This is a genomic window from Streptomyces sp. NBC_00316, assembly GCF_036158715.1.
Taxonomy (GTDB): domain Bacteria; phylum Actinomycetota; class Actinomycetes; order Streptomycetales; family Streptomycetaceae; genus Streptomyces.
This window is the reverse complement of sequence record NZ_CP108023.1, coordinates 5,197,041-5,211,582: the sequence shown is the minus strand read 5'-3', so window position 1 is coordinate 5,211,582 and position 14,542 is coordinate 5,197,041. Positions and strand designations below refer to the sequence as shown.

Below are 14,542 nucleotides of genomic sequence, written 5' to 3'. Positions count from 1 at the left end.
ACCACCTAGACCCGGGCCGTCTCCGGGCCGTCCGAGGTCAGCCGACGCGGGCCGACAACGACAGAAGCCCACGGTATCTGAGCTGGTCAGAGCCGTGGGCTTCTTCGGGACCGCTGATCAGCGGAAGGGCTGATCAGTAGACCGGCTACTGACCACAGTTGCCGGCGCTTGCCACGCCCATTGAGACTCCACCGACCTCGTGCACGGCCAATGGACGAGCTCGGGCTCACTCTCGCTTCATTTGCTCAAATGTAGGAGGGTAATTCATGAGTGATTTTTTGATCCTCTCCCAGGCCGGCTCTCTGAATGAATTGTCAGGCGCAACCTTGAAGCGATGCGGAGAAGTAACCTCTCCCCGCGCCACCCTTTCTCTATAGTTCACGGCTTTTCCATCCGCATGACGAGATCGGTCTTCGATCCTCTCTATAAGGCCGAATCGAGACAGGGTCAGATGTGCTTCGTAAACGTCCCGCGACAGGTTATAAATCCACTCCCTTTCTCGCTCCCCGCAGTACACACCGTGCTCGGCATGCACGCCGGGGAAGCGCCCCGCTAGGTGCCTGAGCACGAGGTATATGCGGATCTCCGCAGGAGTCAGTAGGTACACCCAACCCTCCCTGAAGAAGTCAACAGGGAGCGAGACCGTTGAGGGGGAATTCTCGTACCACTCAGGCACGGTGTACCCATACTTCTCAAACTGGGCACTTCCGGACTCATGTAGGAGCATCAGCGGATAGGGGTTCGTGGGATCGCCAATATTCCGCACTGCAAGATTCTCATCTGCCAAGCGCTTGAAGGCGGACTTAATCTGACGGGCCCGGTTCTGCGCCGCAGTAACTGGCGCTTTGGCTTGCATGTTTTCCGTGGCCGCAGACACCACGATTGAGGACCAAGAGATTTCGCGGCGAGAACCTAGAATTGGCAGGGGGCACGGCCCGGCCATGCCATCCCTTTTTCGAGTCTGGGCTTCATACAATCCCAGCAGATAGACCTGAAGGTTAATTCCACGAGGCGCAGATATGCGCTCTATGGGCGGTTTACTGTATGCGTACCCACTGAAAAATTCGGATCTGATTCGTATGTGTGATGGCCAGGGCCCTCCCCGTCCATGCAGGGTGCGGAGACTCCTGGTCGCCTCCCGCAGCCGCGGAATCCTGCCTCTCAGGGCCGCCATCCGGCGTGCGCGGCGATCAGCATTCCTTGGCACGTCAGCCCCTATCTGACCCTTTGGCCCGCATCACATACAGGCTCTGACCAGCGGTTTTCGCCGTACGGCCGTAGGGACTACATGCGGGCCAAAGGGTCACCAATTCGACTCCTCAGGCAGTCCGACCCTTTAGCCCGCAACGCACCCGGCCTCTGACCAGCGGTTTTCGCCGTACGGTCGTAGAGACTACATGCGGGCCAAGAGGTCTTGTGAGGAAGCGCGCAAATCCAGGCCGGATGAAGGAAAGTGACGGCACGTCGGTAACGGCGAGCGGCCCCCTGGGGCAACAGGAGGCCGCGCTCACACCCATTCGATACACGTCTCACGAAGAAGGTGCCGTACATGAAGGTACGCCTCTACTACAGGATCCGTCAGGTGGTCAGCCGTCGTCCGACGACGGTCCTCGTCGGACTGCTGACGCTGGGCGTGACCGTCAGCGTCTGGATCAGCCCGAAGCTTGCCGTCCCCATCAGTACGGGGGCTGCGGTGCTGGGAGCCGCCGTCCCGGCGGCTCGCTCAACGCGGCCTCGCCTGCCCGTGCACGAGAGGGATGCTCCCAACGATGCCGCACTCTGACATCCACGGCTGACATCAACGACGCCGGACGGGGGCGCACACCAGTGACCCTGTCCGGCTGTTGCACCAGTCGACGACCGTAGCCGGACCGTGCACGGATCGAACTCCTAAAGCGGGTGTCGCAGGTTCGAATCCTGCCGGGGGCACAAGCGTGACCAGGGGAGACGCCCCGGGCCGGGATGGTCCGGGGCGTTTTGACGGCAACGACCCACAGCTGGCAGGCAGGCGACCGCTACGCGATACGGGTTGACTGACACCCGAATCCTTCGGCATCACAACACGCTTCGGCCGATGGACTACGGCCACGGCGTCCTTGACGGTCCGCGCTCGGGTATGCCCGCTCCCGGAGCCGATCGCACATGATGGACACCGCCTCCCGGGGCAGGCACCGAACGCGCTCAAGGCGGGGACCCAATCCTCAAGGCCCGCACGCCGGTCGATCAGGGTGTTGTCGAGGTCGAAAAGTGCCGGCACGCAGCGAAACCACGGGGCGGGCCATCCGTCACGCACTACAGCCTCGAGGCTTGGCATTCGACGCGGGACCCGGACAGCTGGGTCATGGATCACAGACTTTCCCTGTGTTCATCAAGTACCCGTCGTCGCTTCGCTCCTCCGGGCGGGCGCGGGCGGCCGGAGGCGCTCGCGCTCATGTCTCCGCCCCGCTCGGCTCCACTACTTCAGCCAGCCACTTCGGCGGGAGCCTCGAAGATCATGGCCCCACATCGGGCACTGACGGGCAGGTCGGTTCAACCCAGGTAGAAGTCCTTTCGGGCGGTTACGAACGCCTCGATGGACTGGGCGGGGATGCCTGTCACGCGCTCGACGCCATCGGCAGTGCGGTTGTAACGGTTGTCCCGGTGCAGCTGGGCCATGGTGGCAACGTGCTGTTCGAGGTGCGGGGGCATCCCCAGCTTCGGGAGGTGGGCCTCCCAGCGCTCCGGGGGCATGTCCACATAGGACACCGGCCTGCCCAGCGCCCGGGAGAATTCCGCGGCCAGCTCCGTCATGTCGACCGAGCGCGGCCCGGTCAGCTCGTAGACCTGCCCGATGTGGGGAGCCGGATCGCGGAGCACGGTGGCGACGACCCGGGCGACATCGTCCACGGCGACCGGCGAGGTGCGTCCGGTGCCGAACGGCAGCGCGATCGTGCCGTTCTCCTGAATCGACCGCGCCGCCATCATGGTGAACAGCGGAGTGTCCAGGAACGCCGTCGGCCGGATATGCACCACCGGCAGACCCGACCAGTCGAACACCTGCTCCGCCAGCCAGTGCAGCCGCTGCTGGTGCGACTCCTCCGTGCTGGTGGCGGTCATCTGCGACACCGTCATCTGCGACAGGTCGACCAGGGCCTCCAGCTTCCCGTACTCCTTCGCAACGGAAGCCACCACGGTCGCCGCCAGTAGATGGTCCGGCGACACGCGCATCCCGAAGTACATCCGTGCCACGCCCTGCAGCGCGGCCGCTACCGTCTCGGGCCGGGTCAGGTCACCGATGACGACGTCTGCGCCCAATGCCCGCAGCTCAGCGGCCCGCGCGTCATCGCGGCGGACCATGAAACGCACCGGCACATTCTGAGCACGCAGATGCTCGAAGACCGTGCGGCCCACGCCGCCGACACCGGGGATAAGGACAAGGTTGTTGGCAACCATCGGGCGATCTCCTTCGAAAGTAATGGGAAATATCTGAGTGTTGAGGTGTGATCAGAGCGTCAGCGGAGCCGTCAGCAAGGCGTTGGCCCCCCATGCCACCGTGGGTCCGTGCGGCGATTTCACACGTCGTGGCGGCTCTTCGAGCAGCCGCAGTACCGTCTCGATGACGGCAGTTTCGGCGACGACACCGCGGGGGCGTCCCCGGCAGGCGGTCGCCTCCGGTGTCTCGCGGGGATGATTCGTAATCACCGTCGGGCTCATCAGACGGTCCGGCGCTGGGACTTAGCACCGCTGGCGGCCGCGGCCGCAGTCTTGCCCGGCACGAAGACCAGCACGACGACCGCGCCGACCAGGGCGACGGCTGCGGACCCTACCGCGGTGATGTGCATGGCGTGGATGAAGGCGTCGTGCGCGGACTGCACCAGGGCCCTGCCGGCCGGTCCCAGCTTCTCGGCGACGGTAAGGGTCGCCTGGACGGATTCACCTGCGGCGTGCCGGTCGGAGGTGGGCAGTACGTTCAGGTGGCCGTCGATGCCGCTGCGGTACGTGGTGGACAGCAGCGACCCCAGCACGGCGACGCCCATGGCCCCTCCGACCTGCCGGAAGGTGTTGTTGACCGCGGATCCGGAGCCGGCCTTCTCCCGCGGCAGCGACGACATGATCATGACGGTGGCGGGCGGCATCACATGGGCCATCCCCGTGCCCATCAGGAAGAACAGCACCTCCAGCACCCAGATGGGGGTGTCCTGGCCGAGCAGCAGGAAGCCGGCGAAGGCCACGGCGGTCAGGACGAGGCCGGCGGTGCACACGGCTCGGGCGCCGAAGCGGTTGACGACCAGCCGGGCCCGCGGGGCGAAGAACATCTGGGAGGCGGCGAGCGGCAGCACGAGCAGTCCGGACTGCAGGACGCTGTAGCCGCGCACGCTCTGGTTGTAGAAGACGCTGAAGAACGTGACGCCCATGAGCGCGAAGAAGACCAGGCCGATGGCGGCGACGGAGGCGGAGAACCGCCGGTTGCGGAAGTAGGTGACGTCGAGGGCCGGATGGTCGCTGCGGGCCTCGTACACCACGAAACCGGCAAGGACCGCCAGGCCGCCCAGGATCGTCGCCCACACCTCGGGCCGGGTGAAGTCGCCCAGCTGGCCGCCCTTGATGATGCCGTAGACCAGCACCGCCAGACCGACGATCGACAGCAGCACGCCGACCGGGTCGAGCCTACCGGGCCTGGGGTCCTTGGAATCGGGGACGATCGCCACCATCGCGACCATCGCGGCGACCACGATCGGCACATTGACCAGGAAGACCGAGCCCCACCAGAAGTGCTCCAGCAGAACACCGCTGGCGATGGGGCCGGCGGCTATGGCGAAACCGACCACACCGGTCCAGATGCCAATGGCTTTGGGCTGCTCCTCGGGCTCGAAGACGTTCATGATGATCGCGAGGGTGGCGGGCAGGATGAAGGCGCCGCCGAAGCCCATCACGGCGCGGAAGGCTATGAGCTGCCCGGAGGAGTCCGACAGCGCGGACAGCACGGATCCCACACCGAACACGGCCATGCCGAGGAGCAGCATCTTCTTGCGGCCGAGCCGGTCACCCAGCAGACCCGCGGTGAACAGCAGTCCGGCGAAGACCAGCGTGTAGGAATTGACCGCCCACTCCAGCTGGCTCTGGGTGGAGCCGAGTCCGGTGGGAGCAGGCTGGGCGATGGTCTTCATCGCCACGTTGAGGATCGAATTGTCCAGCATCACCACCAGGAGGCTGAACGCGAGCACGGCCAGGATGGCCCAGCGCCGGTGGTGGACCACCTCGGAAACGCCTCGTCGCTGGGCAGGCGGCACGGGTGGTGTGGACGCCGCGGGCGTCGAGGACTCGGTGGGGGTGGGTGGCGATGCCACAGGGGTCTCCAGTGTTGTCGGTGGTTCTGCGATTGCCGGGCGGAGGCCGTCGACCTCAGACGGTGGGAGGCAGCGCAAGGCCCTGCTTGGCCTACCGGTGACCTCATCGGCATCAAATAGATGTCACTAGAAATCTAAATTGGGGCTAGGATAGATGTCAAGCGACATCCATCTGAGGAGAGTGATTCCATGGGCCGCGTGTCCCAGGCGCAAGCACAGGAAAACCGGCAGCGCGTCGTAGCAACCGCTTCTCGGATGTTCCGTGAGAAAGGCACAGCGGTCAGCGTCGCCGACCTGATGAAGGCCGCCGGGCTCACCCGTGGCGGGTTCCACAAGCAGTTCGTCTCGAAGGTGGACCTGGTCGACGAGGCCATCGCCCACGCCTTCGAGGATCCGGCGGCACACTCGCCGGCTGGGCGAGAGGAGCCCGCCGGAGACCACGAAGCCGCCCGCCGCACGCTGATCGAGCAATACCTCTCGGTCTGGCACCGCGATCACGCCGGGGAGGGCTGCCCCGTCTCCGGATTCGCCGCCGACCTGGGGCGCGAACCCGACCAGGCCGCCCGCTCCCAGCACGTCTACATCAACGGGGTACGGAACCGAGCCGCCCAGCTGGCCACCGGCGACGACGACGGCATGGCCCAGCTCTGCACCATGGTCGGTGCCCTCGCCCTCGCCCGCGCCACCCGGGGCAACCCGATCTCCGAAGAACTACTGCAGGCAGCGCGTACGGCTCTCACCAAGAGCGGCGCCGGGCAGTGCGAACCAATGCACCGCGCGGACTGACCGAGGCCGGCCGGCCGTGCAGGCCGCCGCCCGGGCCCGCAAGTCGGCTTCAGGCCGAACCCGGGCAGGGGACCCGCCTTGACCACCTCGGCGCGGAGGTCGAATCCACCGAGCAAGTCAACGCAGCCACCGACGAAATGAAGAGCGACGGCAGTTTCTGACGGCAACGTCAGCACACTGACCCGGTCCTGAGCGCCTCCCAGAACACTCGCCGTGCCCTGCCACGGGCTTGGCGCCCAGGCGGCCCGTTCAGTTGGTCGAACTCCTAAAGCGAGTGTCACAGGGTCTGAGCGTGCCCGGGGCGCCGCGCACAGCTCCGGGACTCAAAAGGGCCAGGGCTGCGGTGGGACGCCGACCGCTTGACCGCGGTCACCCGCGGGAGGAGGATCCGTCCACCGATCAAGGAGATGTAATGCTGCGGTTCATGGACTGGTCCGTAGTCGCGATGGGGTGCGCGCTGGTCCTCGCGGGTGTCGGCAGCCAGTGGTGGGAGCGGACCAGGGTTCGGAAGGGAGCGAGTCCCGATCAGGACATGCGCTTCTTTCGGGCATGGCTCCCTCTCCTCATGGGCCTGGGGATGATCGGCGGCAAGGTGCCGAGCCTGTTGTCCGCGCCCCACTCCGTCGTCATGATCATGGACACTCTCAACGTTGTGCTGGCGGTCACCGTGCTGGTCTTGGCCCTCCGGGCGGCGCGTCGCTTCTTTCGGACGCGCGGTCTTCGCACCCTCGAATGACGGCAACGCTGACGGCAACGAGCGCGGGCGGCGCCGGCAGCTTGTCGCGGAAGTGGCACGGATGTGCTGGGCCAGGCCTCTGGGGCGTGCCCGCATCTTCTAAGCGCCGGATCACATCCCGGGTGCGTGTCTAACTGCGTGACAACGCCGACGTACAGCGGCGGACAAGCGCGGACGTCTGCGCACCAGCGCCGCAGGTGAGAGGAACAGTCGGCCAAAGTCGAGCGCCCAGCCAAGTTCCTTCGGGACGAAGAGCGGTCGTGCCGCAGCCGTGCCAGAACGGGCGGGGACTCACGGGGAGTCGGAGTACGCAGAGGCGCGTGTCACCGACCCCACTCAAGGCAGGGGAACCGCAGGTCACGCCCAAGGTCGCCCCACCTCGCCCCTCAAGCGGGTGTCACATGTTCGAATCCTGCCGGCGCACCAGCCAAATGGCCCCGGACCGATCATGGTCCGGGGCCTTTGACGGCACCAGTTGACGGCAGTCGCGTCTCAGCGCCGACAGGTCGAGTTATCGCGTGGGCTTCATGACGTGCCCCAGCGCGAGAAGACCCATGCCGACCGCGAGTGGCGACAGGCAGTGCCGCTGGTCAGGTGGGGGTTTCGAGTCCGGCCAGGAGGTAGGCGACGTCGAGTCCGGCGGTGAGGTAGGGCTCGAAGGTCTGGTTGTTCAGGACCCAGGGCGATCGTCGCTGTCGGATGAGGTCGATGGCGGTGGTGGCGTCCTGGCCAAACTCGATCAGGGTCTGTGCAACGACGAGGGCGGAGCGGTTGTAGCCGGAGTGACAGCGCACGAGAACGGTGCGGTCGTTCCGTACGGCCTCTGCGGCGGTGACGGCCAGCCGTTGGACCGGGTGGAGCTGCTCGGCTGTGAGCGGGTTGTCGGGGATCTCGCTGATCAGATGCTCGACTCCAGGGGTCGATCCGTGGCCTGTTCGAGTGCATAGGCTGATGACCAGGTCGAATTGAGCGTCGACAACGGCAGTCTGCACAGCACCGTCGGGGCCGGCCCAGAAGTGTCGGCCAATCCATGGCCGCGGCCCGACTTCGTTCCACGGTGCTTGTGGTTCGGGGCATCGCGGTTCTTCTGACGTGTCTTCACCGGCACTCCTCTCCCAGAGAACCAACGACACGGTCAGGCGCTCGCGTTCCCTCCTTGAGCCTGTGGTCAGCCAAGGAGCTGACCACGCGCAGAGGCTATGGACCAAGCTCAGGTGGCCGGCAGATGGCGCTTGAGAAGGCGGCCCGTGTGGCTGATCGCCTCCCGCTGCGTGTCGTGCACGACGTGCGTGTACACGTCCATCGTGATGCTGATCCGGCTGTGCCCGAGGATCTCCATGATGACCCTCGGCGCGACGCCGGCCGCCGTCAGCAGCGTGGCGGAGCCATGTCGGGGCCCCTGATCGCCGAGATCGACGCCCAGCAGGCGGCGTGACCTCCTGACCGACTCCGCCATACGCGAGGTCACCGTCATCGGCTCCGCCCCGGGTACGTGGACGAGTGCCCCGAGTCGTTGCGACGACGGCTCGGGCGCCACTGCCACGTGGAATGCCCGAGCCGCCATACAGGCGCAGGAGCGAGCCGGCCCGGGGGACCAGCCCGCTCCTGCGGTCGGCGCCCGTATACCTCCCCATGAGAGCGGGCGCCCCGACCCGTGTGATCGGGTCACCTTGTCCAGCGCGCCGCGCGTCGGAAACATCACCGGCCATGGGGGATGGCCACGGAGTCAACACTCTTGTGTGGACATCGACTTGAGACCGTCACGATTCAGTTGCCCGCCATGCACGTATCCCGGCGAGCGCAACGCTTCCCGCAGGATCGACGCAACGCGCAACTCGACTACTCTGCACCGTGGGTGTCGTACCGTCGGATTTCGCACGGGTGCCTCCTGGAGGGGGCGTCGGCTCCATATGCGGCCCTCGCGGGGCAGGTACGCTAAGGCCGCTGCGGCGCCCCCTCCATCCGTGCTCTCTCGGTGAGCCACGGCCTGTGGCGATCAAGACGTCTTCGGGCATGAGGAAGAGACACAGTGCTGATAGCGGACCGATACCGGCTGCGGGACGCCATCGGGCGCGGAGCGATGGGCGAGGTTTGGCGCGCCTTCGACGAGACACTGGACAGACCGGTAGCCGTGAAACTGATGCTCACCCGGGATGCCGACCCCACCGCGGCCTCCCGCTTCCGCCTGGAGGCGCAGACCGCCGGCCGCCTCAACCACCCGCACGTGGTCGGTGTCCGTGACTTCGGCGAGTACGACAACCGCCTGTTCCTGGTGATGGACCTGATCGAGGGCGACAGCCTCGCCGGGGCGCTCGCCGCCCAGGGAGCACTCCCCGCCGAACGGGTCGCCCGTATCGCCGCCGAGGCCGCGGGCGGACTCGCCGCCGCCCACCGTCAGGGCATCGTCCACAGGGACATCAAGCCCGCCAACCTCCTGCTGGACGCGGACGGCACCCTGAAGATCGGCGACTTCGGCATCGCCCGCTTCCTCGACGACCCCGGTAACGCCCTCACCGCCACCGGCCACATCGTCGGCACCAGCCTCTACCTCGCGCCCGAACGCGCCCTGGGCCGCGCCGCCGGTCCGGCCTCCGACGTGTACTCCCTGGGCTGTGTGCTGTACCAACTTCTCACCGGGAGGCCGCCGTTCCAGGCGGACTCCGCGCTCGCAGTGCTGCATCAGCACCTCGACGCCGTCCCCGTGCCGCCCCGGCAACTCGGCGCCAGTCTCCCGCCCGCCTTCGAGAGCTACCTGCTCGGCCTGTTGGCCAAGGAGCCCCAGGAACGGCCCACGGCCGAGGAAGCGGCGGACTGGTTCGCACACGGGGCCTGGCGCGGAACACCGGAACCCCTGCCACAGGAACACCAGGACCACACCCGCCGGGGCGGGCTGCCCGTAACGGGCTCGAGACCCACTGGGCTCGCGACGCCCGCGCACACCGCAGCTACCGGGGGCGTCTTCGTCCCGGCGGCGGACACCGAATGGAGGACGAGTGTGCACCGAGCGGTGCCGCGCCGACCTCGCCTGTCGCTCCTCCGCCGTTCCAGACTCGTGGCCGCGCTGGGCACCGCCGCCCTGTTCGTCGTGGCGCTGCTCGTCGGCATGGCCTGGTTCTCTCCCGACACCGGCTCGGCGCAGGGGCCGCAGGCTGATCCGTCCACGCCGCTGTCCTCCTCTCCCTCCACACCGGCACCCTCCTCCTCTCCGTCACAGCCCGCCGCCCAGGAGACACAGAAGGCGGCCGACAACACCAAGCCGAGGCCCGACAAGCACGGCGGCAAGGGCAAACACTGACGAGAGCCGGGGCGTTCCGCGCTGCTCCGGCGTGGTGCAGTCCTCCCCGAGAGGTGACCCTCCTCTCACCGTCTCCTGCCGGCCCGGGTCGCCCCCGCCGCTCGGTCGTCCATACAGACAGCTGGTACTCCAGCCGTAGTTCGACATTCGGGCTGGTCAGCGGCCTGACGGCGGGGAGTTCAGCTGGGCCGTCACAGGCGTGCGAGGGCTTTGGCCATCTGGTGCCGGAGAACAGTAACCGCGCCGCGCGTGGTGGCAGTGGCGGGCGCGCGCTTGGTGGCGTCGTCTCCATCGTGACCAGTTCACGGCGTGGTCGCGGCGGTCCCGGGGTGGAGGGCCGGCTGCCAGGAGACGGCGGATCTCGGCCATTCGTTCTTGGCGCTCTGGAAGCACTCCTCGATCTTCCAGCGGCATCCGGCGATCCGGGCGAGGTCCGCGAGAGTGGCGTCGAGCGGGGCGCTGGCCCGGTAGTAGGCGATCTCGTCGGGGTTGGAGATGCTGCGGCGGGCGAGCATCCACCGTCGCCGGGTGGGCGCGTCGCCGTCGCGTTCCTGGACGACGGGAATCAGGGACGAGCGGTTGATGACCAGGCGGATCTTGTTGTCCCAGGTGCCCAGCGTCGCCTTGTTCGTTTTCGTCTTGAACATCGAGCCTGTGCCGTTGTCGTACTTCCAGGCACAGAGGTATCCCGGCGGGCAGTCGCTGACCGCGGCTTGCGCGGGCGCAGCGCCCGCACCGGCCGGGCCGAGCGAGAAGAGCCCCAGTGTCGCGGCCACGGAAGCCACACGCCGAGGCAGTGACGTGCGCATTCCTTCCCCTCCCTGCCGCGGCGCTCCCGGCATAGGGGCCGCGCCGCGAGGGGGACCGTACCGCTGCCCTTCCTCGCCCCGCCGCGCGGGTCACCTGGTCCGCACGTACACGTCGCCGCGAACGGCCGTTGAGGCGGGCGCCGTTCAGGTCGGGAACCGACCTATATGGCTTCCGACGTGTCTCTCGAACGGCGGAACAGGAACCAACAGAAGGCGGAGATCATGGCTGTCAGCGAGAAGACCACCCGTGAAGTGACCGAGGTCCCGGCCGTCACCGGCGAGCGCGCCGACTGGCTGGAGATGCTCGAGGGCCTCGTATCGCGCGTGGACCACCCGCTCGGCCTCGTGCAGGCCCACCCCCAGCGGGCGCAATGCCTCCCAGACGGGCCGAAGTCAGTAACGGGGAACAGCGGGGTCCTACGGAGCGAGCGGTGCCCAACCCCAGCTCAGCGAGATCCCAGCTCATCCGTCACCCGCGTACGCGACCTTCCGAACTTGCTACGCCGAATCGGAGGCCGGCCCGGGCAGCAGGCCCTGTGGAGGACTTCGAGCAGTCCGGCCCGGTCACCCAACCGATGCCAGGGCGGGGACGACGGGAACCGATGGAGCTGACTGCTCGGCCCAGACGATCTTCCCGGTGGGGGTGAAGCGGGTGCCCCACCGCTCGGCGAACTGAGCGACGAGGAAGATTCCGCGACCGCCTTCGTCCATGTCCGTTGCGTAGCGCAGATGCGGGGAGGTGCTACTGCCGTCGCTGACCTCCACCACCAGGGTGGTATCGCGCAGAAGGCGCACGTGGACAGGGGGTGCCCCGTAGCGGATGGCGTTGGTGACCAGCTCGCTGAGGATCAGTTCGGTAGCGAATGACGTCTCCTCCAGGTTCCACTCGGCCAGCTTCGCGAGCACCTCGGTGCGCAGGGCGGGCACCGAGGCGGGAACAGCCGGGATGTCCCATTCGGCGATACGGTCACGGGGAAACGCGCAGGTGCGGGCGACCAGGAGAGCGGCGTCATCGACCGAACGGGCGGGCAGCACCTTCTCCAGGATCATCTCGCACGTCTTTTCCGGGTCGAGCCCCACGCCGGAGAGCGTGTCGCACAGCAGCTTCAGGCCGCTCCCGATGTCGCGGTCCCGGTTGTGGATGAGCCCGTCGGTGTAGAGCACGAGTTGCGTGTCCTCCGGCAGGTTCCGCTCGACGGCCTGAAAGCGCAGGCCGCCCAGACCGAGCGGGGGTCCTGCGGGCAGGTCGACAATCTCCACACGACCGTCCGGATGGACGATGGCGGGCGGAAAGTGACCGGCTCTTGCCATCGTGCAGCTACGGGAGGTCGGGTCTTAGATCGCATACAGGCAGGTAGCCACGACGTTCACATCCTGACTGGCGCCCGCCCCCGCATCCATCTGATTGACCACGTCGTCAAGGCGGGCCAGCAGCTCGTCGGGCGGCAGGTCAAGGGTGGAGAAATTGAGGACCGCGGTGCGCAGTCGACCCATGGTGACAGCGGAGCGCAGGCCATGGCCGACCACGTCCCCGACCACCAGGGCGGTGCGGAAGCCCGGCAGAGCGATCACGTCGAACCAGTCCCCGCCGACCTCGGCCTCGGCGGGCACGTACCGGCACGCCACCCGGGCGGCGCTGGTGTCCGGCAGTACACGGGGCAGCAGGCTGCGTTGCAGCGTGGTGGCGATGGCGTGCTCACGGGAATAGCGGCGGGCCAGCTGAGAGACCGCCAGGCCGACGACCAGCAGCAGCCCGGCGGTGACGATGTCGTCCGCGTTGTTGAAGCGGATGAAGCTTTCGTACGGGGTGGTGAAGAAGAAGACGAACCACACGGCGGCGGACAAGGCCGTGAGGGCCGCGGCCAAGCGGTTGCCGAGGGCAGCCACCGCGGCCACGACCAACATCAAGATCAGGGCCACGTTCGTGTGGGACAGGATGTCTCGGACCGGCAGCAGGACCACGCATACGGCAAGCGGGACTGCCACTGCCGCAAGGAGCGCGGTCAGCCCCCTGACCGGATTACGAGGCATGCATACCTCCCTTCCCCGGTGAACCCCGACGTCTCCCATTCCTTGTTGCGCACCTGTCCACCCATCTGGAGGAATCCGACCAGGACATGCGCAGCCGCCCTCGCTTGCCGGTCAACGCGCGGAGACCCCGTTGATTCGGGGAGCATCATCAGGCCGTACACCGGGCGGACATTCGAGCAGCGTGGAGGAAGGTACCCGATGCAGTAGCGGAGTCACCTTGACAGACCATTTCGCAAGGTGCCCCACGAGCAGGCGTCGCGATCCCGCAGGACACCGATGCCGCTCCTGGCATTCTCCTCAGCCGGCCCTGCGTCAGTGGTGCTCAGGCCGTCAGGCCCTCGATGGCGACGGGAAGATGGCGCGGGCCGCGCAGCACCGCGTTGGCACGGTACGGCGGCGGGTCCTCGAGCAGGCCGGAGAACTTGACCCGGCGGAAGAGTTCGGGCACAGCCACGTGGAGCTCTATGCGGGCGAGAGGCGCGCCGAAGCAGTAGTGGATGCCGGTGTAGAAGCCCAGGTGCTCGTTGTCCTTGCGGTCCGGATCGAACCGGTCGGGGTCCTCGAAGCGCCGGGGATCGCGGTTGGCCGCGGCCAGCATGAGCCAGATCGGCGAGCCTTCGGGGATCGTGGTGCCGGCGACGTCGATGTCGGCCAGGGCGGTGTGGTCCACGGGACGAACTGGACCGGAGGCTCGTACCGCAGCACTTCCTCGACGAGCGGGACGGCCAGGTCCGGGTCCTTCTGGAACCGATCGAGGACGTCGGGGTGGCGCAGCAGGGTGAGGGTCGTATTGGTGATCGCGTTGACGGTGGTCTCGTGGCCGGCGACCAGGAGCAGCACCGCGGTGGCCTCCAGGTCTGCCGGTGTCATGTCGGGGGCGAGCGCGCTGAGTATCCCGGGGCCGGGGTGGCGGCGTTTGGTCTCGATCAGATCGGACAGGTAGGCGCCCAGGTCCTGGCGCGCCCGCTGTGCCTTTTCCTGACCGTCGGCGCCGTCGGAGCGAGGATCGAGTCCGGACGCCAGTGCGTCGGCCCAGCCGTGGAAGCGTGGTTCGTCCTCGCGCGGCACGCCCAGGACCTTGCAGATGGCGGTGACGGGAAGGGGGTAGGCGAAGTCCTCGACGATGTCGACCTGGTCCTTGCCCTCGAAGGCGTCGAGCAGCTCGGTGACAACCTTGGCCAGCTCTCCGCGCAGGCCGTCGAGGAACCTGGGGCTGTGCGGCGGACCGAACGCGGTTGATGGTGTCGCGCAGCCGGTCGTGGACGGGCGGGTCGGTGAAGATGAAGCTGGGCGGCAGGTTGGACTCCGCCTGTCGCCCGACGCGGGCGTAGCCGGGTGGACGGTTGCTCGTGTCGTTGCTCAACCGTGGGTCGTTGGCCAGGCTCCGCACCTCGTAGTAGGTGCTGACCAGATAGGTGCCGTCGTCCTCCCGCCTGACCGGTTGCTTGCGCAGTTCCGCGTAGAGGGGATAGGGATCGGCCCGATTGGCGTAGTCGGTGATCTGCGCGGAGATGGTGCCGGACGTCATGGTGACTCCTGAGGGCTCCGGGCGGTGCAG

At 67.3% G+C, this 14,542-nt stretch carries 9 protein-coding genes and 5 pseudogenes; 4 read left to right on the top strand and 10 right to left on the bottom strand.

The features are described from left to right. Positions 1-226 precede the first annotated feature (226 nt). Positions 227-787, bottom strand: a complete 561-nt coding sequence (locus tag OG878_RS23235) for a hypothetical protein (RefSeq protein WP_328888561.1) — start codon at positions 785-787, stop codon at positions 227-229. A gap of 762 nt (positions 788-1,549) precedes the next feature. Here OG878_RS23235 and OG878_RS23230 point away from each other — a divergent pair. Further along, the gene (locus OG878_RS23230; RefSeq protein WP_328888560.1) at positions 1,550-1,783 is read left to right on the top strand and encodes a hypothetical protein; all 234 of its coding nucleotides are present in this window, start codon (positions 1,550-1,552) and stop codon (positions 1,781-1,783) included. A gap of 746 nt (positions 1,784-2,529) precedes the next feature. Here OG878_RS23230 and OG878_RS23225 read toward each other — a convergent pair. From OG878_RS23225 to OG878_RS23215, 3 genes are read right to left on the bottom strand one after another with little or no spacing between them, the layout of a single operon-like run. Then, on the bottom strand, positions 2,530-3,432 hold the full coding sequence (locus OG878_RS23225) for an NmrA family NAD(P)-binding protein (protein ID WP_328888559.1): 903 nt from the start codon (positions 3,430-3,432) through the stop codon (positions 2,530-2,532). Positions 3,433-3,483: 51 nt separating this feature from the next. Further along, positions 3,484-3,681, bottom strand: coding sequence for a hypothetical protein (locus OG878_RS23220; protein WP_328888558.1), 198 nt, complete (start codon positions 3,679-3,681; stop codon positions 3,484-3,486). Positions 3,682-3,692: 11 nt separating this feature from the next. After that, the gene (locus OG878_RS23215; RefSeq protein WP_443049151.1) at positions 3,693-5,327 is read right to left on the bottom strand and encodes an MFS transporter; all 1,635 of its coding nucleotides are present in this window, start codon (positions 5,325-5,327) and stop codon (positions 3,693-3,695) included. Positions 5,328-5,516: 189 nt separating this feature from the next. Here OG878_RS23215 and OG878_RS23210 point away from each other — a divergent pair, with 189 nt between their 5' ends. Together OG878_RS23210 and OG878_RS23200 are read left to right on the top strand one after the other, a co-directional pair. Beyond that, positions 5,517-6,113: a TetR family transcriptional regulator gene (locus tag OG878_RS23210; protein ID WP_328888557.1), complete on the top strand. Its 597-nt coding sequence runs from the start codon at positions 5,517-5,519 to the stop codon at positions 6,111-6,113. A gap of 424 nt (positions 6,114-6,537) precedes the next feature. Further along, on the top strand, positions 6,538-6,849 hold the full coding sequence (locus OG878_RS23200) for a hypothetical protein (RefSeq protein ID WP_328888556.1): 312 nt from the start codon (positions 6,538-6,540) through the stop codon (positions 6,847-6,849). A gap of 590 nt (positions 6,850-7,439) precedes the next feature. Here the strand turns inward: OG878_RS23200 and OG878_RS23195 are convergent. Both OG878_RS23195 and OG878_RS23190 read right to left on the bottom strand, forming a co-directional pair. Next, positions 7,440-7,841: a protein-tyrosine phosphatase family protein gene (locus OG878_RS23195; protein WP_328888555.1), complete on the bottom strand. Its 402-nt coding sequence runs from the start codon at positions 7,839-7,841 to the stop codon at positions 7,440-7,442. A 218-nt stretch (positions 7,842-8,059) separates the two neighbouring features. Then, positions 8,060-8,293 (bottom strand): annotated as a pseudogene (locus OG878_RS23190) (tyrosine-type recombinase/integrase); the annotation flags it as partial. A 585-nt stretch (positions 8,294-8,878) separates the two neighbouring features. On the opposite strand from OG878_RS23190, the gene OG878_RS23185 reads away from it, so the two are divergent. Continuing rightward, positions 8,879-10,144, top strand: coding sequence for a serine/threonine-protein kinase (locus tag OG878_RS23185; RefSeq protein ID WP_328888554.1), 1,266 nt, complete (start codon positions 8,879-8,881; stop codon positions 10,142-10,144). Positions 10,145-10,512: 368 nt separating this feature from the next. On the opposite strand, the pseudogene OG878_RS23180 reads toward OG878_RS23185, so the two are convergent. The 4 pseudogenes from OG878_RS23180 to OG878_RS23165 form a co-directional block, all read right to left on the bottom strand. After that, positions 10,513-10,680: pseudogene (locus OG878_RS23180) on the bottom strand (IS701 family transposase); the annotation flags it as partial. A 45-nt stretch (positions 10,681-10,725) separates the two neighbouring features. After that, positions 10,726-10,953 (bottom strand): annotated as a pseudogene (locus tag OG878_RS23175) (peptidase inhibitor family I36 protein); the annotation flags it as partial. A gap of 564 nt (positions 10,954-11,517) precedes the next feature. Further along, positions 11,518-12,984 (bottom strand): annotated as a pseudogene (locus OG878_RS23170) (ATP-binding SpoIIE family protein phosphatase). 322 nt (positions 12,985-13,306) lie between these two features. Next, positions 13,307-14,512: pseudogene (locus tag OG878_RS23165) on the bottom strand (cytochrome P450). Positions 14,513-14,542 lie beyond the last annotated feature (30 nt).